Annotated in this window: 18 protein-coding genes and 1 other annotated feature; of the genes, 4 read left to right on the top strand and 14 right to left on the bottom strand. The window is 46.1% G+C overall.

The annotated features are described in order from the left end of the window. Positions 1–21 precede the first annotated feature (21 nt). The 3 genes from ACZ5LF_RS05290 to parE all read right to left on the bottom strand — a co-directional run bounded on the left by ACZ5LF_RS05290 (position 22) and on the right by parE (position 5,946). A complete protein-coding gene (locus tag ACZ5LF_RS05290; protein WP_380569429.1) occupies positions 22–1,494 on the bottom strand; it encodes an alanine/glycine:cation symporter family protein in 1,473 nt (490 codons plus the stop codon). 71 nt (positions 1,495–1,565) lie between these two features. After that, a complete protein-coding gene (gene parC / locus ACZ5LF_RS05285) occupies positions 1,566–3,974 on the bottom strand; it encodes a DNA topoisomerase IV subunit A (protein ID WP_380569428.1) in 2,409 nt (802 codons plus the stop codon). Next, on the bottom strand, positions 3,967–5,946 hold the full coding sequence (gene parE / locus ACZ5LF_RS05280) for a DNA topoisomerase IV subunit B (RefSeq protein ID WP_380569427.1): 1,980 nt from the start codon (positions 5,944–5,946) through the stop codon (positions 3,967–3,969). The genes parC and parE overlap by 8 nt, the downstream gene beginning before the upstream one ends. 213 nt (positions 5,947–6,159) lie before the next feature. Between parE and plsY the strand changes: the two genes are divergently transcribed. Together plsY and ACZ5LF_RS05270 are read left to right on the top strand one after the other, a co-directional pair. Then, complete coding sequence (gene plsY, locus ACZ5LF_RS05275; protein WP_380569426.1) at positions 6,160–6,744, top strand: glycerol-3-phosphate 1-O-acyltransferase PlsY; 585 nt, start codon at positions 6,160–6,162, stop codon at positions 6,742–6,744. 14 nt (positions 6,745–6,758) lie between these two features. Continuing rightward, positions 6,759–7,037 (top strand): HesB/YadR/YfhF family protein, encoded by a 279-nt coding sequence (locus tag ACZ5LF_RS05270; RefSeq protein ID WP_380569425.1) that lies wholly within the window; start codon positions 6,759–6,761, stop codon positions 7,035–7,037. A gap of 46 nt (positions 7,038–7,083) precedes the next feature. Here the strand turns inward: ACZ5LF_RS05270 and acnA are convergent, their stop codons facing one another. Together acnA and ACZ5LF_RS05260 are read right to left on the bottom strand one after the other, a co-directional pair. Continuing rightward, the gene (acnA, locus tag ACZ5LF_RS05265) at positions 7,084–9,789 is read right to left on the bottom strand and encodes an aconitate hydratase AcnA (RefSeq protein ID WP_380569424.1); all 2,706 of its coding nucleotides are present in this window, start codon (positions 9,787–9,789) and stop codon (positions 7,084–7,086) included. A gap of 173 nt (positions 9,790–9,962) precedes the next feature. After that, a complete protein-coding gene (locus tag ACZ5LF_RS05260) occupies positions 9,963–11,543 on the bottom strand; it encodes a glycine betaine uptake BCCT transporter (RefSeq protein ID WP_380569423.1) in 1,581 nt (526 codons plus the stop codon). A gap of 220 nt (positions 11,544–11,763) precedes the next feature. Here ACZ5LF_RS05260 and mscL point away from each other — a divergent pair, with 220 nt between their 5' ends. After that, complete coding sequence (gene mscL, locus ACZ5LF_RS05255) at positions 11,764–12,132, top strand: large conductance mechanosensitive channel protein MscL (protein WP_344702784.1); 369 nt, start codon at positions 11,764–11,766, stop codon at positions 12,130–12,132. A 37-nt stretch (positions 12,133–12,169) separates the two neighbouring features. Here mscL and ACZ5LF_RS05250 read toward each other — a convergent pair whose 3' ends face one another. Then, positions 12,170–13,585, bottom strand: a complete 1,416-nt coding sequence (locus tag ACZ5LF_RS05250; RefSeq protein ID WP_380569422.1) for a YfcC family protein — start codon at positions 13,583–13,585, stop codon at positions 12,170–12,172. A gap of 157 nt (positions 13,586–13,742) precedes the next feature. On the opposite strand from ACZ5LF_RS05250, the gene ACZ5LF_RS05245 reads away from it, so the two are divergent. Further along, complete coding sequence (locus ACZ5LF_RS05245; protein ID WP_380569421.1) at positions 13,743–15,122, top strand: YfcC family protein; 1,380 nt, start codon at positions 13,743–13,745, stop codon at positions 15,120–15,122. A 16-nt stretch (positions 15,123–15,138) separates the two neighbouring features. Here ACZ5LF_RS05245 and ACZ5LF_RS05240 read toward each other — a convergent pair whose 3' ends face one another. The 8 genes from ACZ5LF_RS05240 to hemC form a co-directional block, all read right to left on the bottom strand. Then, positions 15,139–16,416: a bifunctional folylpolyglutamate synthase/dihydrofolate synthase gene (locus ACZ5LF_RS05240; protein WP_380569420.1), complete on the bottom strand. Its 1,278-nt coding sequence runs from the start codon at positions 16,414–16,416 to the stop codon at positions 15,139–15,141. 3 nt (positions 16,417–16,419) lie between these two features. Continuing rightward, complete coding sequence (locus tag ACZ5LF_RS05235) at positions 16,420–19,047, bottom strand: valine--tRNA ligase (protein ID WP_380569419.1); 2,628 nt, start codon at positions 19,045–19,047, stop codon at positions 16,420–16,422. A 40-nt stretch (positions 19,048–19,087) separates the two neighbouring features. Next, positions 19,088–19,291 (bottom strand) — a binding site (T-box leader). 46 nt (positions 19,292–19,337) lie between these two features. Beyond that, positions 19,338–20,396: an AbrB family transcriptional regulator gene (locus ACZ5LF_RS05230; RefSeq protein ID WP_380569418.1), complete on the bottom strand. Its 1,059-nt coding sequence runs from the start codon at positions 20,394–20,396 to the stop codon at positions 19,338–19,340. 93 nt (positions 20,397–20,489) lie between these two features. Continuing rightward, entirely contained in the window at positions 20,490–20,894 is a 405-nt protein-coding gene (locus ACZ5LF_RS05225) for a hypothetical protein (RefSeq protein WP_380569417.1), read from the bottom strand. A 65-nt stretch (positions 20,895–20,959) separates the two neighbouring features. After that, positions 20,960–22,246: a glutamate-1-semialdehyde 2,1-aminomutase gene (gene hemL, locus ACZ5LF_RS05220; protein WP_380569416.1), complete on the bottom strand. Its 1,287-nt coding sequence runs from the start codon at positions 22,244–22,246 to the stop codon at positions 20,960–20,962. Positions 22,247–22,248: 2 nt separating this feature from the next. Then, positions 22,249–23,229, bottom strand: a complete 981-nt coding sequence (gene hemB, locus ACZ5LF_RS05215) for a porphobilinogen synthase (RefSeq protein WP_380569415.1) — start codon at positions 23,227–23,229, stop codon at positions 22,249–22,251. Further along, positions 23,219–23,932, bottom strand: a complete 714-nt coding sequence (locus ACZ5LF_RS05210; protein ID WP_380569414.1) for a uroporphyrinogen-III synthase — start codon at positions 23,930–23,932, stop codon at positions 23,219–23,221. The genes hemB and ACZ5LF_RS05210 overlap by 11 nt, the downstream gene beginning before the upstream one ends. Beyond that, entirely contained in the window at positions 23,919–24,842 is a 924-nt protein-coding gene (gene hemC, locus ACZ5LF_RS05205) for a hydroxymethylbilane synthase (RefSeq protein WP_380569413.1), read from the bottom strand. Before hemC ends, ACZ5LF_RS05210 begins: the two co-directional genes overlap by 14 nt.

Genomic DNA, 24,842 nt, shown 5'->3' with positions numbered 1-24,842 from the left:
ACCTTTAGAAGGTCTGGTTTTTTAATGTCCAGATCTATCCTGATTGCGGTACGCGTAACGGTTTTCACCCCACTCGTCCACATCGCTAAGATCCGCTTTGATATTATTCGTCTGGAAAACTGGATTTTTACCATCCCTCAGTTGCGTCTTGTAGTCGGCGGCAACTTGCCAGACCACATTGCTCAAGCCGAATACTGCAACAAGGTTGGTCACGGCCATCAACGCCATAAACAGATCGGCCATCGACCATGCCGTTTCAAGGTCCATTATCGCTCCGATGAAGACCATCAGGACTACAAGGAGTTTAAAGGCAAACAACAATGTTTTGTTTTCCTTGATGTAGTTGAGGTTGCTTTGACCATAGAAGTAGTTGCCGAGTATCGAGCTATATGCAAACAGGAGGATGACAATCGCAATGAAGGTAGCGCCGAAGGCACCCATCTGCTCGCCCATCGCCGCCTGGGTCACTTGAATGCCCTGCTGTGCCTCTTCACCGTAACTCAAGTCCGTATACATCAATATGAGGATTGCGGTTGCTGTACAGACGATCATCGTATCGAAAAATACCCCGAGCGACTGGATGAGTCCCTGTTTGACAGGGTGGCTGACGGCTGCTGATGCTGCTGCGTTTGGTGCTGAACCCATCCCTGCTTCATTCGAGAATAAACCTCTTTGGAATCCATTCAATATCGCGGCACCGATTGCACCGCTGAACACTTCCCGGATGCCGAAGGCATTCTGGAATATATCTGTAAGCATCGGGATGACCCGGTCATAGTTGATGATGAGTATCACGAATATCACCCCCAGATATATAAGTGCCATAATCGGCACGATATATCCCGTGACATTGGCAATCCACCGTGCTCCTCCAAATATGACGATGGCCGCAAGTGCTGCGATGACGAGGCCAATGACCCACCGGTCTATGTTGAAGGCCTCTTCATAGGCATGCGCAATGGTATTGGCCTGCAATCCATTGAAGACAAAACCGAATGTGACCGTAATCAATACTGCAAAAAAGACGCCGAGCCACTTTTGGTTGAGTCCCTTCTCCATGTAGTATGCCGGCCCGCCGCGGAAACCACCGTCTTTATCCTCGACTTTGTAGACTTGCGCCAAAGTCGACTCGAAGAACGCTGTCGCTGCACCAAAAAATGCAATAACCCACATCCAGAAGACTGCGCCCGGCCCACCGAGCACGATTGCCGTGGCCACACCGGCGATGTTGCCGGTACCTACACGGGACGCTGCACTGATCGCAAATGCCTGGAAGGGAGCAATGCCCTTTCGACCGTCCGGCAATGTCTCCGCCTTCTCGGTAAGTACATTGAACATTTCCTTGAACCATCTGAATTGCACGAACTTTGAACTGATCGAGAAATATAAACCTGCAAGAATCAATAGTCCTATGAGGAAATCTCCCCATAAAAGATCATTACCAACTTCAATGACACTTTTGAACCAACCTGGTACTACTCCTTCATTTTCCATAAAGCACCTCCCAATATAAGTGATGTTATATTATTCTGATGGCTGCTTCAAGTCTAAATTTTTCACTTCATTCAAACATTTTTGAATTTCACCCGCTCCACTTCGCCGAATGTATCTTCATCGACAACGAACGATCCATTGGCGTAGCGGCCGCTGAGTCTGATTGATTTGGCATCCAATCTAAAGGCATCCTTTTCGGACTCAAGTGTGATTTCCACATTATCTTCGACAAGGTTAGCCGCTATAATGCGGTGGGGCTTTGATTTTATTTCCTTCAATAATGCGGTGCCGACTTGGGCTCTGGCGCCATTGTCGAACGCATCGAGACTTGTCCGTTTGACCGCTCCGCGCTGGGATACACTGACTATATAACGTTCAGTTGTAATGAGTCCGGCAAACGCCAGCTTGTCATCTGGCTTAAGTTGGATTGCTTTGACACCTTGTGCCTTCAAGCCGACAGGATTCACTTCAGATATCGGATACTTCAGCGACACGCCTTTTTCAGTCAACAGCAGAATCTCCTCTGTGTCTTTAGTAGCCACCATCACTGATGCCACCCGGTCATCCCCTTTCAGGCTGATGCCTGAAATTGGCCGTCTTATGCGGGAAGCTTCATAAAGCTCAAGGCCGGTCCGTTTTATCTGACCATTCTGCGTTACTGATATGATGTCCAGACCGGCATCGAATGCCTCGAAGGTGAAGGCAGCCACTGGAGATTCTTCAGACGCGATTTTGAAGCGGTTTGATAGGTGTTGTCCATTATCCTTCCACCGGATGTCTGACAGTTCATGCACTGGAATGATCATATAATTGCCGAGATTCGTAAAGACGACTAGGTTTTCCAGTGTGTGGGCTTGCCTGGCATACAAGACTTCGTCCGTTTCCTTCATACCAAGCTCTTCTGGCGTACTCGCCTGATAACTTCTCAAGCTCGTACGTTTCACATAGCCCTCACGGGTCAGTGACACCATCACATCTTCTTTGGGGACGAGCACTTCTTTTTCCAGTTCAATCGCTTCGATTTCATCTTCAATGACGGTTTTTCTCATGGAACCATATTGTTTACGGATGTCCCTCAGTTCTTTTTTAATGACTTTCAAGAGCTTTTTTTCATCTGCGATGATTTCACGCAGCTGGTTGATCGTATAATCAAGCTGACTGTGTTCCGTTTCAAGCTGGACGATGTCTGTATTCGTCAGGCGATATAGCTGGAGCATGACAATCGCTTCTGCCTGAGCATCGGTAAAGCCGAAAGATTCAACCAGGTTTTCCTTGGCGTTCCGTTTGTTGTTCGATTCCCTGATGACGCGGATGACATCATCGAGAATGGACAATGCCCGCATCAGGCCTTCTATGATGTGGATCCTCTTTTCCGCTTCCTGAAGCTCATAATTGGAACGGTTCAGAATGACTTCTTTCTGGTGCGCAATGTAGCTGTTTAGTATCTCTTTTAAGCCAAGCTGTTTTGGGGCACGATCGCTGATGGCCACCATATTGAAATTATAGGAGACTTGCAGATCGGTCTTTTTGTAGAAATAGTTTATGATCCCCTCGACGTTGGCTTCCTTCCTGACTTCAATGACGATCCGCAAGCCTTCACGGTCCGTCTCATCCCGCACTTCAAGAATGCCATCCACTTTGCGGTCCGCCCGCACTTCATCCAGCTTTTTGACGAGGTTCGCTTTATTCACCTCGTACGGCAGCTCCTCGATGATGATCTGCATGCGTCCGCTTCTTAACGTCTCAGTCCTGACTTTGCTTCGGACGACGATTCTCCCCCGGCCTGTTTCGTATGCCTTCTTCAATTCGTTTCTGCCTTGGACGATGCCACCTGTCGGAAAATCAGGCCCTTTGACGATATCAATCAGTTCGTCTGTCGAAACAGTCGGCTTATCGATGACCTTTAATGTCGCATCTATGACTTCCCCCAGATTATGTGGAGGGATATCAGTCGCATAGCCTGTCGATATGCCGGTCGAGCCATTGACAAGAAGGTTTGGGAACTTCGAAGGCAGCACCGTAGGCTCCACTTCTGTGTCATCGAAGTTATTGATGAACTGTACTGTATCTTTATTGATGTCCCGGAGCATTTCGTTGGATATTTCAGAAAGCCTCGCTTCCGTATAACGCATCGCCGCAGGGGGGTCTCCATCAACACTCCCTTTGTTGCCGTGGATGTCGATCAGTTCTTCTCGCATCTTCCATTCCTGGGACAGCCGGATCATGGCTTCATAGACACTTGAATCCCCGTGCGGATGGTAATTACCGATGACATTACCGACGGTTTTGGCACTTTTCCTGAATCCTTTCTCGGACGTATTCCCTTCCTTATACATGGCATAGAGTATACGCCGCTGAACCGGCTTCAGACCATCCCGCACATCTGGAATCGCACGGTCCTGTATGACATATTTACTGTAGCGTCCAAAACGGTCTCCGATTATATCTTCAAGCTGGAGCTGCTGAACATGATCAGTCATTCAAATCACCACTTTCACTCAGTTTAGTGCCATCTTTTTCGAGGATGCTGTCTGCATCTTCCAGCGTGAAGCTGACATTCGATTCAATCCATTTACGCCGCAATTCAACGTTATCACCCATAAGTGTCGTGACACGCTTGAGGGAGAGTGCTTCGTCCTCGACGCCGACTTGTATCAATGTTCTTGTCTCAGGATTCATGGTCGTCTCCCAGAGCTGTTCAGGCATCATTTCACCGAGCCCCTTGTAGCGCTGGAGCTCGATGCCTTTGCCCATGTCTTTTTGGGCCTCCAATAACTCATCCTCGGTCCACACGTAGCGGACGTCTTCTCTCTTCTTCGTCTTTTTCTTCAATTGGAAAAGTGGAGGCATTGCGATATAGATTTTGCCGGCATCAAACAGCGGTCGCATATAGTTGAAGAAGAATGTCAACAGCAACACTTGTATATGTGCACCGTCTGTATCCGCGTCCGTCATGATGACGATTTTATCGTAGTTTGTATCCTCCACCTTGAACTCGGTGCCGACACCGGCTCCGATGGTATGGATGATTGTATTTATTTCTTCATTCTTGAATATATCCTCAAACTTGGCCCGTTCAGTATTGATGACCTTGCCGCGGAGCGGGAGGATTGCCTGGAATCTTCGATCCCTGCCCTGTTTGGCGGACCCGCCGGCAGAATCCCCCTCCACCAGATACAACTCATTCTTTTTGGCGTTGCGGCTCTGTGCGGGTGTCAGTTTACCTGACAGCAAGGTGTCCCGCTTACGTTTCTTACCGTTACGCGCTTCTTCGCGCGCCTTTCTCGCAGTTTCGCGCACATTGCGCGCCTTCACAGCTTTTTTAACAAGTTGTGTGCTGAGCGTACCGTTTTCTTCAAAATAATAAGGCAAGTGTTCGCTTATCAGTGACTCCATCACATTTCTCGCTTCACTTGTCCCAAGCTTACTTTTTGTCTGGCCCTCGAATTGGAGCAAGTGCTCAGGAATCTTGATGGAGATGATGGCTGTGAGCCCCTCTCTGATATCGTTTCCTTCGAGATTTTTATCTTTATCCTTCAACTCATTGATTTTCCGGGCATATTCATTGAATGCCCGAGTAAAACCGGTTTTGAAGCCGACCTCATGTGTACCTCCGTCCTTCGTGCGGACATTGTTGACGAATGAGATGAGCGTTTCTGCGTACTGGTCATTATACTGGAAGCTCACCTCAGCCAAAATGCCATCGTATTCTCCTGAAAATACGACAACATCACCTATGGAATCCTTGCCTTCATTAAGGAATTCAATGAACGCCTTCAAGCCATCCTCATATTTGAAGACCTCTTCGACCGGTTCATCGGGCCGGTTATCTGCAACTGTAATTTCTAGCCCTTTTTCAAGGAAGGCCGACTCACGCATCCGCTCCATGATCGTTTCGAAGTGGAACGTGGTCCCACTCTGGAATATTTGGCGGTCGGGTTTGAAGGTGACTTCAGTTCCAGTTTCCTTGGTATTGCCTGTCACTTCTAGCGCACGATCGACTTTTCCGCCCTCTTTGAATGACATTTCATGTATTTTGCCATCGCGGAATATCCTGACCTTCACCCATTCACTCAGCGCATTGACTACAGAGGCTCCGACGCCGTGGAGGCCGCCTGAAGTTTTGTAGCCGCCGGACCCGAATTTCCCACCGGCGTGGAGCACGGTGAAGATGACTTCCGGTGTGGGCTTGCCAGAAGCATGCATGCCTGTTGGCATACCTCTTCCATTATCACGTACTGTAATGCTCTCATCAGGATTTATTTTAATGTTTATTGCGTCGCCGTAGCCATTGATGATTTCATCCACTGCATTATCTACCACTTCATAGACCAGGTGATGCAGGCCCCTGTAGTCGGTTGAGCCGACATACATGCCGGGGCGTTTTCTTACAGCATCCAGTCCTTCAAGTATTTGAATCGACTCATCTGTATAAGTATTCCGTTTCGTCAAATCAGATTTCCTCCCACAAACATACGTTCGTTATTTTTATCTCATGTTCTATTTTTATACAAAACTTAAATGATTGCAACCCTAATCGGTATACGACAATCATTGTAACACTATATAGTTTACATAATAATATTATAGTAAACTATATTTTATTATACCCATTTAAATTTATATGGTAAACTGTTAGTACCTGATAACAAAAGGGGATTTTAGATGGAAATCAATATGATGCTCCTTGTCTTCAGCTATCTCATAGGAGCAATTCCTTTTAGTCTTTTAATCGGCAAATGGTTTTATAAAATAAACCTAAGGGAGCACGGCAGTGGAAATATTGGAACTACAAACACTTTTAGGATCTTGGGAAAGAAAGCAGGCATAGTCGTCCTTTTATTGGATATGTTCAAAGGCGCACTTCCTGTTTTGATTGCCATACTGATCGATACGGAGATGCATGTCTTCATCCCTGGGCTTGCCGCAGCACTTGGCCATGTCTATTCCATCTTCCTGAAATTCAAAGGAGGTAAAGCTGTCGCGACAAGCGCAGGAGCAGTCTTGGCCTATAACCCTATTTTATTCATCATCCTGCTCACTGTTTTTCTCACTACTCTAAAATTGAGTAAGTATGTATCTCTTTCAAGCATCATCAGTGCCATCGTCTTCTTTATCTTGTCGATCGTCTTTCGGGATTATCTTCTTATTGCCTTTTCATTCATTATCATGGTGGTCATTGTCGTTAGACATTCGTCAAACATCAAGCGTATAATGGATGGTACAGAATCGAAGATTACATTCATGTAGCAGGAGGTGGCATCATGTTGGAAGTTACAGACCGTGCAGTTGATTGGATGAAAGATGAAATGGATCCTGATGAGGGTCAAGGTGTAAACGTTTATGTAAGGTACGGAGGCGATACGCAGCTGAAACAAGGCTTCTCGCCTGCACTCACTGTCGATCAGATTCCTCCGGACAGTAAAATATTCGAATATGAAGGGCTTCAAGTCTTCATCAAGGAAGCCGATTTGTGGTATTTTGAAGACGCTGAACTTCAGATTGATTCCGTGGACGAAGAAGTCATATTCAACCTTAAATAAAAAGCATCCCATCTCGAAGAGATGGGATGCTTTTATGTCTATAATCCTAGGATTTCAGTTTATTCCTAAGTACGAGCTGTAGGATGCCGCCGTTGCGGTAATAATCAACTTCAACATCAGAATCGAAGCGTGCTTTCACTTTGAATGCTACTTTCTCACCGGATTCTTTAGTTGCAGTGACATCAAGGACATCCCCAGGCATGACATTATCGTCTACTTGGATATCAAATGTCTCACTACCGTCCAGTCCAAGGGCTTCTGCATCTTCGCCATCTACAAATTGGAGTGGCAATACACCCATCATGACGAGGTTTGAACGGTGGATACGTTCATAGCTTGCTGCTATAACCGCTTCAACGCCGAGCAGATTCGTACCTTTGGCAGCCCAGTCGCGGCTTGAGCCCATGCCGTAGTCGTCTCCGGCAATGACTACAAGACCAGTGTTGTCTTCTTTGTATTTCATGGCTGCATCATAGATGCTCATCACTTCGCCTGTTGGCCAGTACGTTGTGAAGCCGCCTTCTTTACCTTGTCCGATCTGGTTGCGGATACGGATATTGGCGAATGTACCGCGCACCATCACTTCGTGGTTACCGCGTCGTGAACCGTAGGAGTTGAAATCGCGTGGTGAAACGCCTTGTTCAATCAACCATTTTCCGGCCGGCGTATCTTTACCGATCGCCCCTGCTGGTGAAATGTGGTCTGTTGTGACTGAGTCTCCGAATTTGCCAAGTACGCGCAGTCCATTCAGTGACTTTATGCTGTCTGGCTCTGTTGAGAGATTCTGGAAGAATGAAGGGTTTTGGATGTAGGTGGAATCTGGATTGAAATCATAGAGCGGCTCATCTGTTGTTTCAATGTTGTTCCAGATTTCGTTGGCATCAAATACTCTTTCATATTCTTTCCTGAAGAGTTCAGGACTGACGTTGCTCATGACTGCATCCTTCACTTCCTGAGTGGATGGCCAGATGTCTTTCATGAAGACGTCATTGCCTTCTTTATCTTTACCAAGCGGCTCATTGCGGAGGTCGATGTCTACTGTACCTGCAAGGGCATAGGCTACGACCAGCGGTGGTGAGGCCAGGTAGTTCGCTTTGACGAGCGGGTGTATGCGCCCTTCGAAGTTACGGTTACCGGACAGCACAGAACTTACAAGCAGATCGTTTTCTGTAATTGCTTCTGTGATTTCCGGAAGCAATGGTCCAGAGTTACCGATACATGTTGTACAACCATAACCGACAAGGTTGAACCCAAGTTGGTCGAGGTATTCCTGGAGGCCTGAGTCATCGAGATAGCCTGTCACGACTTTTGAACCAGGAGCCAATGATGTTTTTACGTATGAAGGGACTTCGAGGCCTTTTTCAACTGCTTTTTTGGCAACAAGGCCAGCACCAAGCATTACGTATGGGTTGGAAGTGTTTGTACATGAAGTGATTGCGGCAATGACCAGATCACCTGTTTTAATGTCTACATTCCTGCCATCTTTGAAATTGATGGTCGCTTTCTTGTCGAATTCCCCTTCTTCCATACCATGACCGTGGTTGCCGCTTTCAGCAGTTACGGATTTCCTGTACGAACCTTTCATATCAGACAAGTTGATAAGGTCTTGAGGACGCTTTGGTCCGGCAAGCGCTGGTTCCACAGTAGAAAGGTCAAGTTCCACTTCTTCGGAATATACTGGGTCGTTCTCCGGATTAAAGAACATATCATTTTCCTTGAGATATGCCCTTACAATCTCAATATGCTCTTCGCTGCGGCCTGTCAGCCTCATGTAGTCGAGTGTTTCTTCATCTACTGGGAAAAACCCGCAAGTTGCACCATATTCAGGCGCCATGTTCGCAATTGTGGCACGGTCTGCAAGCGGCAATGCAGGTACACCTTGACCGAAGAACTCAACGAACTTGCCGACCACGCCCTGCTTACGGAGCAATTCTGTTACACGCAGCGCCAGATCCGTCGCAGTTGCTCCTTCCGGAAGAGAGTTCGTCAAACGGACTCCGACCACTTCAGGTACCGGGAAGTAGGAAGGCTGTCCGAGCATTCCAGCTTCTGCCTCTATTCCGCCGACACCCCAACCGAGTACACCAAGACCGTTGATCATGGTTGTGTGGGAATCCGTACCGACTAGAGTATCCGGATACGTGATCATCTCTCCGCCATCTTCTTTTACATGGACGACATTCGCCAAGTATTCAAGGTTGACCTGGTGCACGATACCTGTAGCTGGTGGTACAGCTTTATAGTTATCGAATGCTTTAGTCGCCCAGTGGAGGAACTCATAACGCTCCTGGTTCCTTTCGAATTCAAGTTCCATATTGAGTTCAAGTGCATTTTCAGTGCCGTATGCATCAACTTGCACAGAGTGGTCGATGACAAGATCAACAGGTACTTCAGGGTTAATCTTCTGGCCATCGCCGCCGACATCATCCATTGCTTTCCTGAGAGATGCAAGGTCCACTACCGCAGGTACACCTGTAAAGTCCTGAAGGATGACGCGGGATGGTTTGAATGGCACTTCTTTGCCTTTGTTGCTGCCCTGGTCCCATGTCGCCAATGATTTGATATGGTCGTCTTTAATGACACTGCCATCATATTGACGCAGTACAGATTCAAGCAATACCCTTATTGAGTAAGGCAGTTTGTGAGTTTCTGACATGCCTTGTTCAGTCAAAGTCTTCAAGCTGTAGTAATTATAATCTTTGCCGTCGACAGTGAATGACTTTTTTGCTGATTCACTAATGTTCTGACTCATGTTAATAGCCCCCTATTAATATTCCAGTCGTAAGACCGTTCATATCAATTGTATATCTTTACATAATGGTTGTAAACGCCAGCACCATGTATTCATCAATAATCGTGATACAAAAAAATGACCTAGAGCAATAAGTAATACTTATCTCTCCAGGTCATAATCATAACAATATATTAATCCCTATTATTATTATCTTGTTCTTTTTCGTACTCGCGCATCATTTTCTCATATTTTGTACCTTCATAATCCTCTTTGAAGTATAAGCTGAGCGCCTTTTGTTCTTGCGCCACATCCTTGTAGGTGGCTACCATCATCAATATCAGTATGATGGAGAACGGGAAGGCTGAAATGATCGCCGAGGCTTGAAGTGCTCCGAGTCCGCCACCCATCAGTAGGACGATTGCAATCAATACTTGTGCAAGTCCCCAAATTATTTTAATGCGGTTTGGCGGCGTCAATGAACCATTGGTTGTCTGCATTCCCAGAACGAATGTAGCAGAGTCAGCTGAAGTGATGAAGAAAGTACCGATCAGCAGAACTGCTACAAGGGACACGACCATGCTGAGCGGCATGTTATTGAACATTTCAAACAGCACCGATTCTGTCGTCAGATCTGCGAAGCCACCATTCATCCTGTCTGACTCGATTGCCGTAACACCGAAGACACTGAACCAGAAGAAGCTGAGGACAGCTGGTCCAACCATTACTGCCAATACGAACTCCCTGATTGTACGGCCTCTTGATACACGGGCGATGAATATTCCGACGAATGGGCTCCAGCTCATCCACCAGCCCCAGTAGTAGAGGGTCCAGTTGCCGAGCCAATCATTTTTGGCCTGATCGAGCGGCGCCACATCATAGCTCATATTGATGAAATTACCGATCATGCCACCGAATGTATCAGTCCACATGTTCAGTATAAGGACCGTCGGCCCCAAGACGAGTGTGAAGATCAGCAGAATGCCGCCAAGTATCATGTTGGCATTACTCAAATACTGGATCCCTTTAGATAATCCGGACCATGCACTCCACATGAATAGTGCAGTGATGATTGCAATGATGAGTATCTGTACATAAATGTTATTCGGTATGCCGAATAAATAGGATAAGCCACCATTGATCTGCATTACGCCTAGACCAAGTGAAGTCGCGACACCTGCAATTGTTGCAAAAACTGCAAGTACATCAATGGCTGTACCGAGTGGGCCTTCGACACGTTTGCCGAGGATTGGTTTCAATGTCCTTGAAATAAGACCCGGCTCACCACGTCTGAACTGGGTGAAGGCCAAGGCAAGTCCTACCACTGCATAGATTGCCCAGGCATGGAACCCCCAGTGGAAGAATGTGCGGCGCAATGATTCTTTTAATGCCATGTCTGTACCGGGTTCTGCACTTGGAGGCGTGAAATAGTGGCTGATCGGTTCAGCCGCTCCCCAGAATACAAGACCGATACCCATACCGGCACTGAATAGCATCGCAAACCACGAAATTGTTCTGAATTCCGGTTTTTCAGTTGGTTTGCCCAAACGAATTTGCCCCATCGGTGTAAATACAAAAATAAGGCAAAATACAATGAAAATTGTTGTTAATGATACATAATACCAACTGAAGTTATTTGTGATAAAACCTTGAATTGTACCCGTCACCGATTCAAAGCTATCGGAAAAGAAGACTCCATACAATACGAGTACGGAAACGATAGCCAATGTAATCCAAAACACCGGGGTCAGTTGGACTTTTTCCTTTTCTCTCATGTAATTCCTCCTATGAATATTTCATCCCTGCTGATTACTTTCAATAATACAGCCCACAAAACAATTATTCATGTTACCATACACTGTTGATTATAGCAAACTGCCTAAGGCCCTAAATCATGGAGCATTCCATAAAAACTCCTGAAAACATATTGCACTTTCTTGTCTGTATTGTAGTATTATCTATGATCTTAAATAAATTGAATGGGAGAGAATCCACATGTGGCAAGAGTTTAAAGATTTCCTGCTCAGGGGCAATGTCCTCGACCTGGCTGTTGCAGTGGTGCTTGGGGCAGCGTTCGGTAAAATCGTCACAGCACTTGTCGAGAACATCATCATGCCTTCCATCGCCCTGATTTTCGGAAACACAGATTTCACTTCTGAATGGGCTTATAAAGGTATTACCTATGGTGTGTTCATCCAAGCCATCATCGACTTTATCATCATTGGTGCAGCAATCTTCATCTTCGTTAAAGTGGTCAATACATTAACCCGTAACCGTTTCGTGGAAGAAGCGGCTGAAGATGAACAGATTGTGCTCTTGAGGGAGATACGGGATTCCCTGAAGAATGATTCTTTAAAATCCTGATTGCATAAAAAGGCTGATCTTTTAAGATCGGCCTTTTTTAGGATATTCCGATCATCGTAGCGGCCACAAGTGCCAATGCGGCGATAAAGAGCCATAATGCAGTAATCTTCCAAACGAATTTCACCCATTTCAGATACGGGATGCCAGATACTGCAAGCACACCCATCAATGAGGCGGAAGTTGGAATGATGGTATTGGTTATTGCATCACCATATTGATATGCAAGAACCGCCACTTGCCTTGGGATCTCCTGTAGATCGGCAATGGGCGTCATAATCGGCATCGTAGTCATCGCCTGTCCGGAGCCGGACGGGATGAAGAAGTTGATGATGACTTGAATGACCAGCATACCAAGGGCTGTGATGGATGGCGGAAGGAAATCCAGTATACTGCTCATGCCGTGGATGATCGTATCAATGATGACACCTGACTCCAGGACCACCACAATGGCGCGGGCAAACCCAACGATGATGGCGCCGTAGACAACCAGCTTCATTCCATCTATGAATGCATCAAAAATATCATTTATCCTCATGCCACTCACGAGACCTGCCAGAAGGCCTATGACGAAGAAGTTGGCGGAGAGTTCGGTCAGGAACCAGCCATGCTGAAAAATCCCGTAGACGTTGATGATGATACCGGCAGTAAAAGTCAGCAGTATGAAAACATGCCTCTTCTTCAGCTCTTCAAAGTTCATCACATCTTCTGTGAAGTTGACCTGTCCCCTTTTGGATTCTTCATAGACTAAACTCTTTTCGGGATCCTTCTTCACTTTTTTTGCATAGTGCATGACATACAGGATGCCGGCACCAAGCACCACCAGATAGATGACAGTTCTGAACTGCCATCCGGAAAAGATGGTAAGTTCAGCAATCTCCTGGGCGATTCCTACAGTGAATGGATTCAGCATACCACCGATGAAGCCTGATGCGGCACCTAAAGTCACTATCGCAGTCCCCACCATCGCATCATATCCTAAAGCGGTTGCAAGAACGATGCCTATCGGCACGAAGATGATTGCTTCTTCAGACATGCCAGTCGAGAAGCCCAGAACAGAAAAGACAAACATGATGACCGGAATCATCAATCGCTCATTCCCTTTAACTGCCACCATGACTTTCTGGATTGCAGCTTCTATGGCGCCAGTCGCACGGACAATCCCGAAAGCACCCCCGACGAGAAATATATAGAAAATGATGCTGGCCCCGTCGATGAGCCCTGTTGGAATCGCCTTGAAGAGTTCAAAGAAAGTGACAGGACTCTGTTCAACCCCTGTATAGCTCCCCGGTACAACCTCAGTCCGCTCGCCTACTTCCACACGTTCGAATTCACCCGCCGGCACAACGTAGCTGAGGACGGCGGCAATGATCACCACCGCAAATAAAATTGCATAAGTATGTGGAAACCTAAAACCTGGTGTCGGTGCTGACGACTCGTTTCTGTCGTTGCTCATATAAATCTCCTCTCTCGATTTTATACATCTATTATACAGTTAATCGGAGCTTTTAAAAGATTAAATTGCAGGAATAATCCAAATAATTAATAAAATTGTTGCCATAGATTTTCTTTACCGTATAATCATAGATGAATAAAATAGATGGGAGGCAGCCATGAAATATATCAAAGTGCCCCATGCATTTGTACTTATATACTCTATTGTCATTCTAGCGATGGCCTTGAGCTATATTATCCCGGCCGGGGAATTTGAACGTCATGAAAATGAGAACGGAACCTTTGTAGTCGATGGCGATTCTTTCCGCTTTACTGAACAGACGCCAGTTGAATGGACTGAAATTTTCCGCGTGATTCCAGCTGGTATGATGGATGCGGGAAGCATCATTTTCCTGATATTTCTGATAGGTGGTGCTTTCGGCATGATAAACGGGACTGGTGCGATAGAATCTGGCATCAGCAAAGTTGTCTCTTTGCTTGAAGATCGTGAAATAATACTCATCCCCCTCACCATGCTGATATTTTCTTTGGGGGGCGCCACTTTCGGTATGGCTGAGTCCACATTGATTTTCATCCCGATGGGAATCCTGCTTGCCCGCTCACTCGGCATGGATGCGATGACGGGCATGGCGATAGTGGCTCTCGGAGCTGCTTCAGGATTTGCCGGAGGCTTCATGAACATCTTTACGGTCGGTGTGGCACAGGAGATTGCAGAACTCCCCTTATTTTCTGGTATGTTCTATAGGATTATCATACAGCTTACCTTTGTTGCAATTGCCTCATTCTTCGTCTATAGATATGGTAAACGTGTCCAGCATGATAAGATGAAAAGCTATGTCTATGCTTTGGAGCAATCAAATCATCAGGAAGCATATTCGTTCAGAACATTTACGATGAGGCATGCTCTGGTGCTGGCCATCATCCTGGCTGGATTTGCCCTGATCATCTACGGGGTGGTAAAAGGATGGTCCACCGGGACCGACCTTGCAGCAATATTCCTTGCAATGGGGATACTATCCGGTCTTGTCGGGGGCAATACGCCTAATATGATTGCAGAAGATTTCATCAAAGGTGCCAAAGAAGTGACCTTCGGCGCACTGATAGTCGGCCTTGCCCGGTGCATCCTGCTGATACTCGAAGATGGAACCATCATCGATACAGTCATATATGCTGTAAGCTCTGTCTTGGACGGGCTGCCGGCTACAATTGCTGCAGTTGGAATGTTTCTCACGCAATTCATTCTCAATTTCTTTATACCTTCTGGCTCTGGACAGGCAGCTACGACCATCCCGCTGATGGCACCGATTGGGGATATCGTAGGCATCTCCAGACAGTCGGTTGTCCTTGCCTTCCAGATGGGCGACGGGCTTTCCAACTACTTATTTCCAACGTCCGCGATTTTGATGGCCGGTTTAAGCATCGCGAACATCCCCTATGAGAAATGGTTGAGGTTCGTTTGGCCCATCATGTTGAGTTGGGTGGTGGCAAGTGCCCTTTTCATGGTCATCAGTCTATGGATTAATTACGGACCTTTCTAAACAAAAACGACGATAATCATTGATTATCGTCGTTTTTGTTTAACTTCTGCTTAACTTCGCTGATGAAGTACAAACTGCCGGTAACAAGCAGTATATCTCCATCAAACGTGTCCAGAAATGCTTTATAGTCGTCAACCACGGCCTTTACCGGATGCTGGACTTTCTCGAATACCGTCTCTTTATCCAAGGCTTTTGGAAAATCGAATTCAGTGACGTTGAAGGAATCAGCAATCGATTCCAGTTTTTCGATCATCGTATCGATCGGCTTACCTTCTATTGCAGAAAACAGGACAGTGATATCCCTATTCGGATATTCCTTCGCCATAGTATTCACCAATGCATCGACGGCCTCATTGTTGTGGGCACCATCCAAAATGATTAAAGGTTCGGTCGACGCCACTTCTATCCTGCCTGGCCAAACCGTCTCTTCAATACCTTGTATCAACAGATTGCAGTCGATATTGACCTGGTTCCTTTCGTATAGTTCAATGAGTGCTGCAATCGCAAGGGAGGCATTCTCCTTCTGGTGCCTGCCTGGCATGCTCAACTTGAGGTCCTGGAGATCATAGTGCCCGTACTGGAATTGGAACTCGCCGTTTTCGGGGATGAGGATGATATCCCGATTCAATTCGATCCCTTTTGAATCGTTCTCTTCAAGGATTTTATGGATATAATCCCTGGAAACATCATCTTTGATACTGAAGACTAAAGGAACCCCTGGCTTTATCACACCACTTTTATCTTTTGTGATATCAAGCAATGTATCTCCCAAGATGGCGGTATGATCAAGGCCTATGCTTGTCAACACTGTCAGAATGGGATTGAATACGTTCGTAGAATCTTTTTTCGCACCGAGTCCTGCTTCAACAAGTACATAATCGACTGGTTGAATGGTACCGAAATGGACGAACATCATCGTCGTAATGATTTCAAACTCAGTCGCAGTACCAAGATCGGTTTCTCTTTCCAATTCTTCGCTTATGGGCTTCACTATTTCGATCAGTTCAACAAGCTGTTCATCGGTAATTGGATGGCCGTTGATTGATATTCGTTCATTGAATGTTTCGATGTAGGGGGAAGTGAAAGTCCCCACAGAGTAACCATTGCGGTTTAAGGCATTCCGCATATAGGCCACAGTGGATCCTTTACCATTCGTTCCCACTATATGGATCCCATTGATGTTCCGTTCAGGATTATCAAGCTTTTTAAGCATCCATTCCATGCGTTTTACACCCGGTTTGATGCCGAACTTCATCCTATCATGGATCCAATTCAATCCTTCTTGATATTCCATCACTTATCCCTTTCTTTTCAGGTTATTCAACCTTTCTTCTACCTCATCGTACTGTGCCTGGTAGTTCTGCTGTTTTTCCTTTTCTTTTTCGACTACTGCAGCCGGCGCATTTTGGACGAATTTCTCGTTGCCAAGCTTGCCTTCAACGCGTTTCAGTTCGCCTTCCAGACGCTTCAACTCATTTGTAAGCCTCTCGATTTCCTCTTCCATATCAATCAATCCAGATAATGGCAGAATTACAGTGGCTCCATTCACCACATCGGTTTTGACATCATCATCTGCAGCAATATGGGATGAGATCTCCAATATTTCCGGGTTACAGAACCGTTCGATATAGTGGCGGTTGGATTCTATGATTTCAAGCCTTGATTCATCTTTCACTTCAATCAGGATATCGATTGGCTTCGACAGTGGAGTATTGACATCATTCCGTGTGTGACGGACGGATTTTATGATGTCAACCAACAGCGCCATTGCATTCTTCGATGTCGGGTTGCTCAGTGCAGGAACCACTTCGGGCCAGTCGCTTACAACAATCGAACGATTACTGTCGATGGCTTGGTATATTTCTTCTGTAACGAACGGCATGAATGGGTGCAGCATCTTCAATACACTGTCTAAAGTGTACAGCAAGACTGAACGCGTCATCGCCTTTTCACTGTCCGATCCTTCAGACATTGGTACTTTCGCCATTTCAATATACCAGTCGCAGAACTCATCCCAGATGAAATTATAGAGGATGCGTCCCACTTCCCCAAATTCGTATTGCTCAGAGAGACGCGTGACATCAGAGATCGTTTCATTCAAACGCGTAAGGATCCATTCATCTGCGAGTGATTTATCCCCTTCGAGATCTATATCCTGCATCTTGAAGTCCTCGCCAATGTTCATAAGAGCAAACCGTGACGCATTCCATATCTTATTGATGAAATTCCAGACGGACTCGACTTTTTCATCAGAATATCTGAGATCCTGCCCCGGTGTCGATCCGGTGGAGAGGAAATAACGCAGTGCATCGGCACCGTAATTTTCGATGACATCCATCGGGTCAACTCCATTTCCAAGCGACTTGGACATCTTGCGGTTCTGTTCATCCCTTACAAGACCATGGAGGAGAACATCATCAAACGGTTTTTCTCCAGTATGTTCCAATGAAGAGAAAATCATGCGTGCTACCCAGAAGAATATGATGTCGTAACCTGTTACCAGTACGTTCGTCGGGAAGAATTTCTTCAGATCGTCAGTTTCTTCCGGCCATCCCATCGTCGAAAACGGCCATAGGGCACTAGAGAACCATGTGTCCAGGACATCTTCGTCCTGGGTCCACTCCTCAATGTTTTCAGGAGGAGTCATGCCGACATAAATCTCTCCGGTATCGTTATGATACCAGGCCGGAATCTGATGCCCCCACCACAGCTGCCTCGATATCACCCAGTCCCGGATGTCACCCATCCACCGCCTGAATGTTGCATCGAACCGCTCCGGTACAAATTGTATGGCCTCATCGGTATCCTGGTTATCCAGGCTATTTTTTGCCAATGTGTCCATCTTCACGAACCATTGCGTCGACAAATACGGCTCTACGACTGCACCGCTTCTTTCGGAGTGGCCCACAGAGTGCATATGTGGTTCTACTTTTATCAGATAACCTTCAGATTCGAGGTCTGCCACCAGAGCTTTACGACATTCAAAACGGTCCATACCCTCGTATTTTCCCGCAAGTTCATTCATCGAGCCATCCTCGTTCATTACATTGATGCGCTTAAGATTATGTTTTTCCCCGAGCGTGAAGTCATTTGGATCGTGCGCAGGCGTCACTTTCATTACACCTGTACCGAACTCCATATCCACATAGGAGTCACTTATAATCGGCAATTCACGACCGACGATCGGCAAAGTTACGGATTGGCCGATGTACTCTTTGTAACGTTTATCTTCTGGATGGACCACTATCGCCGTATCACCAAGCATCGTCTCTGGACGCGTTGTAGCAATTTCCAGATGATTTCCGTCAGGCAGCGGGTAATGGACGTGGTAGAAATTGCCTTCCACTTCCTTATGGATGACTTCGATATCACTGAGTGCCGTTTTAGTGGCCGGATCCCAGTTGATGATGTATTCTCCGCGATAGATGAGACCTTTATTGTACATATCCACAAACACCTTACGGACAGCTTTCGAAAGCCCTTCATCCATCGTAAAACGTTCCTTGTCGTAATCGAGCCCGAGACCAAGCTTCTTCCATTGGCTCCGGATGAAATCTGCATATTCTTCCTTCCATCCCCAAGCATGCTCAAGGAATTTCTCGCGGCCAATCTCATGTCTTGAGATGCCCTGTTCACGTAGGCGCGCATCGACCTTTGCCTGAGTTGCTATACCGGCATGATCCATCCCAGGCAGATAAAGGACTTCATAACCTTGCATACGCTTCATCCGTGTAATTATATCTTGCAGTGTAGTATCCCAGGCGTGCCCGAGATGCAGTCTGCCAGTAACATTCGGTGGCGGGATGACGATCGAAAATGGTGGTTTATCTGAATTTGCATCAGATTTAAAATATCCTGATTCCACCCATTTTTCATATTTTCCTTCTTCCACTTTTTGTGGATTATATTTCTTCGACATTTCCATATTATCCTCTCCTTAAGACATAATAAAAAGCTTCCATCCTGAATAGGACGGAAGCTCCGCGGTACCACCTAAATTCAACCTATACGGTTGCACTCGAAATGATTAACGCTCATTACACGTCAGCACCTACTCGATTCAGAACTGATTGCAAACAGACTACTTTCACAGCAAGTTTTGACATGTTTCCAGCACCACATGTTCTCTGGATTCCCCACTTACCGCTACTCTTCTGCACTCTTTATATTTCATTAGTTTTATAGTATTCCAACCCTTCAGGACTGTCAAGTCCTTTAGCTGCCCTGGCTATGCCTGTTGCGCTTGAGCATAAGGTTTATGAGAGGTGCAATGACGAGCAGGATGAAGAAAATGCGGAAGATATGATAGCTTGAAATCATTGCGATGTTAGCATCCATCTCAACAGCTACGATGATGATTTGTCCGATTCCGCCTGGCGCGGCACTCAAGAAGAGGTTTGTAAACTGATGCTCCGTAGTGAGTATAAATAAAAATACCAGTATCATCGTGCCGAAGATAAGCAGAACATTTTGGACAATCATAGAAACAATCATTCTTGTGTTCAGTTGATTGACCAACGTTGAAATCTGCATGCCGATTCTAAGGCCGAACAGAAGTTGGGCGCCATACAGGAATTCCACATCAACTGAAAAGGTGTAGCCTGTCATTAAGTTCCAAACCAATATCGCAATCATGGGCCCAATCATGACGGGGACAGGAAATTTCAGCTTTCCTAGGATGTAGATGAGTAAAGGCGTAAAAACAACGATCCAGATCATTTCGGGAGTGAATATTTCGGATAGAGGGGCCGCCACATCATTTATACCGGCAAAACCACCACGAGGTGCCAAACTTGCAATGAAGGGAACGATGATGACCACAAGGACTATTCTGGACATTTGCGTTAAAGTGACGAGCAGAAGATCCGCTTTCTTCTCCTCCTCAGCCATGACGATCATCTGCGATAAGGCACCTGGAATTGTAGCGAGCACTGCCGTTTCATAAGAGCACCCAGTCAACTTCATGAAGAACCTGGAAAGCAACAGGCTCAAAGCGACGATTAAAACAGAAAGCAATATGATATTCATATAATCATCAGCCATATCAATCAGTGTATCTTCTGTAAAAGTCGAACCGATTTCAGCCCCTATGATGATCAATCCGGCATTGCCCAACCATTTCGGATAGGCAAATTCTACATTTACGAAGCGATGAAACAAAATTGCAGCGATCATGGCACCGAAAAGCCATGGCAGTATCATGCCACTGAAATGAAGTATGGATGACACTACTACCGCCATTACAAAGAGCAGTATGAGATAGAGGTATTTCATCTGTCCCCTCCTTTATATCGATCAGAGACTTTTATCAACAGGCGGAACATAAGAACACCCTGCCGAGAGGCAGGGTGTTTTCCTTGTCATAATTCAACTGGCCGCCATCAGTGCGCCTGTTGATGGAAATGTAGCAAAATCGGCATCTTGGTATGCCTGCATTACGCCGTCCATGTCTCCTTCTGAAGCAAGTTCTTGCTCTGAAGTCGCTTCAAAATGCACTGCTGCTGCACCAGTTGCTGGTGCTTCCTGGATGATTGCAGCGCTTTCTTCTTCCTCTTTTTCTTCAGAACCACCACCGCTGAACTGGTTCACAATCAATGGAATGATCAATAGGACGATGAGAATCGGGATGATCCACATAAGAGGATTCTTCTTGTCTACCTTTTCCTTTTGAATCATCTCTCTGTTCTGACCTTCAATATAGACCAGGTCTTCTTCTCTTTCACCCTTGATATTCACATCCTTATCAGACATGTGTTCATCATGTTTAACCACTTGTGATTCCCCCCACATTATATAATTTACTTCATTATACACTTAAATGTTGTTTTGGTAAAAGCCTATTTGGTGGCCAATCGGTCCAATGCTGTTGAGAAAGCATCAATCGTACGCTCAATATCTTCTGGGGTATGTTTAGTCGAGAGGAACATTCCTTCAAATTGGGAAGGTGGCAGATAGACCCCCTCCTTGAGGAGTTCTTGATAAAGTTCCCTGAACAGGTCAAGATCGCTGGTATTGGCACTGTCGAAATCCACTACAGGTCCTTCTGTAAGGAAGAATCCAATCATGGATCCAGCGCGGTTTACAGTTATAGGCAGATCATGTCTGCTGAAGACTTCCTTGAGTCCAACCTCGAGCATATCGCCAAGTTTATTGAAATGTTCGTAACTTTCAGGCGTCAGTTGACGCAACGTTTCCAAACCTGCCGTCATAGCGAGCGGATTGCCTGAAAGCGTCCCTGCCTGATAGATGTTACCAACTGGTGCAATATGTTCCATGATTTCGCGGCGTCCGCCATAGGCGCCCACCGGTAGTCCTCCGCCAATCACTTTGCCAAGGCATGTAAGATCCGGCTTGATGCCGTAATGACCCTGAGCGCTGTTATATCCGACACGGAATCCTGTCATCACTTCATCAAAGATAAGCAGTGTCCCATTCTCTTCTGTAAGCTCACGCACAAATTTCAAGTAGCCATCTTTTGGAGGCACTACCCCCATATTACCGGCTACCGGCTCCATGATGACAGCTGCAATGTCGTCACCGAACTTGTCAAAAGCCATCTTCAAGCTTTCTTCATCATTATATGGCACTGTAACTGTATTCGCTGCGGTCCCCTCCGGCACACCCGGGGAGTCAGGTAAACCTAATGTAGCCACACCACTCCCTGCTTTGATCAGGAGGGAATCACTATGGCCGTGATAGCAGCCTTCAAATTTAAGTATTTTGTTTCTGCCGGTATATCCCCGTGCCAACCGTAGAGCAGCCAGAGTCGCTTCTGTACCTGATGACACCATGCGGAGCATTTCTACTGACGGCACCCTTTCTACGACCAGCTCGGCCAACTCGTTTTCAAGGCGGGTAGGTGCACCGAAACTTGTGCCTTTTTGGGCTGTCGCTGTAAGCGCGTCGACAACTTTCCTATCGCTGTGGCCCAGGATAAGTGGTCCGAAACTTAAAACATAATCGATGTATTCGTTGCCGTCCACATCATATGTCCTGGCTCCTTCGGCCCGATCGATGAATAAAGGATCCATGCCAACCGATTTGAATGCTCTTACTGGACTATTGACTCCTCCAGGCATGAGTTCCTTCGCAGTCTGATAAAGCTCCTGTGACTTTTTATACATTCCTATTCCATCCCTTCATCAAGCATTCTGCAAATATCTTTTGCAAAATAAGTAATTATCATATCTGCCCCCGCACGTTTCATTGAAATCATCTGTTCCATGATAACCGCTTCATCAAGAAGACCCATATCAATTGCCGTGCGCGTCATTGCATATTCCCCACTCACATTATAGGCAACCACTGGGACATCGCTGCGATCACGTACATCCCTGATGATATCAAGGTAGGAAAGTGCAGGTTTGACGATCATCATATCGCAGCCTTCTTCGAGATCACTAGACAGTTCGCGGTGGGCTTCAAGACGATTTGCAGGGTCCATCTGGTATGTTCTCCGGTCACCGAATGATGGTGTGGAGTCTGCAGCGTCCCTGAATGGTCCATAAAATTTAGAAGCATATTTGATGCCATAGCTCATGATCGGGATATGGCTGAATCCATTGTCATCGAGTCCCTTGCGGATTTCAGAAACAAATCCATCCATCATATTACTTGGAGCAATTATATCAGCACCTGCCCTGGCCTGAGAGACTGCCGTCCTTACAAGAAGCGGTAATGTGCTGTCATTGTCGACATCCTGCGTATCAGGGTCTATCAGACCACAATGGCCATGGTCGGTATACTCACAAAGACAAGTATCAAGTATGACAAGGATTTCCGGGTGCAATCTTTTCGATATCCGGCATGCTTCCTGTACCACGCCATTATCGTCATAGGCACCATGCCCCTCGGCATCTTTTTCTTTCGGGATGCCAAAGAATATCACGGATTTTATCCCTGCTTCTTTGACCGCATCAAGTTCCTTCTCAAGAAGATTCAATGAAATCTGGAAAACACCTTTCATTGAAGGCACTTCTTCACGAACATCATCTTTTTCCACTACAAAAATAGGATAGATGAGATCCTCTTTCGTTATTTTAGTCTCACGGACCATATCACGCATGAATGTAGAACTTCTTAAACGCCGATGTCTATCAAAATTCATTATTAGCTCTCCAATCGATTCTACTTTCTAGAAGATTTATAATACTTTCCATTGTTGCTTTCTCAGGTTGCACTGGTTCTATGCCAAATCCCATCAGTGCCGTCGCTGTGACATGTCCTATTGCAATGGCCAGTACACCATCCAGTTCAAAAGCAGAGAAATGCTTCTGAAACGCCCTGACACCTGACGGGCTTAAAAAAATGACAGCAAAAAGATTTTTTTTAAGGAGCGTCCTCATATCCTTGAGCGATTTGTCATTCTCTACCGGATGATAAAGGAAATGCCTATCGACTTGGCAACCTGCTTTCAGGAGATGCTTATAGATCAACGGACGGGCATTTTTACTGACCGGATACAGGAGACGCTCTCCTTTTTTTGCCTCGAATTCAGCCATGAACCCTTCCTGGGTATATTCAGTGGGCTCAAAATCAACATAATAGCCCCGCTCTTCCAGTGCTTCGCTTGTTTTTCTGCCGATTGTGGCAATTTTCTTCCAATCCACCCTGTCGATATAGGGCATGAAGAATTCGACCGCATTTGGACTCGTCAAAAGGAGCCAGTCATATGTTTCCTCAAACACAGATTCATCCAGTGCAAAAGGTTCAACAGTAATGAGTGGCAGATGGACAAGTTCCATCAGATCAGAATGGACTGTAGGTGTCCTGCTTTGGGTCGTGACAACGATGGGCTTATAGTGATTCATTGATCCGATCGATGATATCTTTGGCTCCCATGCGCTCCATCTCATCTGCGACGATATTTCCGAGTGTCTCCGGGTCTTCATGGGATTTTTTGACGATGTACTGTTCACTGCCATCCTCAGGCATAATGAGGCCAGTCAAATAAAGTTCTCCATCCTCATATGAAGCATGGCCCCCGATAGGCACCTGGCAGCTGCCATCCATTCTCCTCAGGAATGCCCGTTCTGCAGATGTGCAGATTGCATCTTCTGTTGAATGGACACTCTGTAGTATCTCAATCAATTCGTGGTCATCTGAGCGACATTCGATGCCCAATGCTCCTTGGGCAATCGCCGGGATGAACTCTTCTGGATCGAAATATTCCGCCACGATATCATCTGACCATCCCATGCGCTTCAATCCGGCTGCTGCCAGTATGATGGCATCATATTTACCGTCCTTCATCTTTTGGATGCGGGTATCGATGTTGCCCCGTACCCAGTCTACCTTGATGTCATCACGCATCGACAGCAGCTGTGCCCCTCTTCTGAGACTGCTCGTCCCTACCACACTGCCACTCGGCAGATCCTTAAACAGTATATTATTGTTCGACAGGAAAGCATCACGCATATCTTCGCGTTTAGGGACGCATGCAATAGTGAATCCTTCGGGCATCACACTTGGCACATCCTTCAGGCTATGTATAGCCATATCGATTTCCCTATTTATCATGGCATCTTCGATTTCTTTGACGAAAAGGCCCTTCCCTCCTACTTTTGAAAGTTGGACATCAACAATCCTGTCGCCTTTAGTCACAATTTCTTTTATGTCAATTTCCATATCCGGATAGTGTTTTTTCAGCTGTTCGATAAACTGTTTGGACTGTGTCATTGCAAGACCGCTCCGTCTGGAGCCAACGGTAAATTTTCTCAT

It is taken from the genome of Salinicoccus siamensis (genome assembly GCF_055391965.1).
The sequence above is the reverse complement of the archived record's forward strand: the minus strand, read 5'-3'. Positions and strand labels throughout refer to the sequence as shown.

Coding starts and splice junctions, on each gene's coding strand:
- ACZ5LF_RS05250 (WP_380569422.1), bottom strand. CDS start 13,585: ATGAGCAACGACAGAAACGAGTCGTCAGCACCGACACCAGGTTTTAGG.
- ACZ5LF_RS05260 (WP_380569423.1), bottom strand. CDS start 11,543: ATGAGAGAAAAGGAAAAAGTCCAACTGACCCCGGTGTTTTGGATTACA.
- hemB (WP_380569415.1), bottom strand. CDS start 23,229: ATGAATTTTGATAGACATCGGCGTTTAAGAAGTTCTACATTCATGCGT.
- ACZ5LF_RS05245 (WP_380569421.1), top strand. CDS start 13,743: ATGAAATATATCAAAGTGCCCCATGCATTTGTACTTATATACTCTATT.
- acnA (WP_380569424.1), bottom strand. CDS start 9,789: ATGAGTCAGAACATTAGTGAATCAGCAAAAAAGTCATTCACTGTCGAC.
- ACZ5LF_RS05235 (WP_380569419.1), bottom strand. CDS start 19,047: ATGGAAATGTCGAAGAAATATAATCCACAAAAAGTGGAAGAAGGAAAA.
- ACZ5LF_RS05230 (WP_380569418.1), bottom strand. CDS start 20,396: ATGAAATACCTCTATCTCATACTGCTCTTTGTAATGGCGGTAGTAGTG.
- hemL (WP_380569416.1), bottom strand. CDS start 22,246: ATGTATAAAAAGTCACAGGAGCTTTATCAGACTGCGAAGGAACTCATG.
- ACZ5LF_RS05290 (WP_380569429.1), bottom strand. CDS start 1,494: ATGGAAAATGAAGGAGTAGTACCAGGTTGGTTCAAAAGTGTCATTGAA.
- hemC (WP_380569413.1), bottom strand. CDS start 24,842: ATGAGAAAATTTACCGTTGGCTCCAGACGGAGCGGTCTTGCAATGACA.
- mscL (WP_344702784.1), top strand. CDS start 11,764: ATGTGGCAAGAGTTTAAAGATTTCCTGCTCAGGGGCAATGTCCTCGAC.
- plsY (WP_380569426.1), top strand. CDS start 6,160: ATGGAAATCAATATGATGCTCCTTGTCTTCAGCTATCTCATAGGAGCA.
- parC (WP_380569428.1), bottom strand. CDS start 3,974: ATGACTGATCATGTTCAGCAGCTCCAGCTTGAAGATATAATCGGAGAC.
- ACZ5LF_RS05270 (WP_380569425.1), top strand. CDS start 6,759: ATGTTGGAAGTTACAGACCGTGCAGTTGATTGGATGAAAGATGAAATG.
- ACZ5LF_RS05240 (WP_380569420.1), bottom strand. CDS start 16,416: ATGGAATATCAAGAAGGATTGAATTGGATCCATGATAGGATGAAGTTC.
- ACZ5LF_RS05210 (WP_380569414.1), bottom strand. CDS start 23,932: ATGAATCACTATAAGCCCATCGTTGTCACGACCCAAAGCAGGACACCT.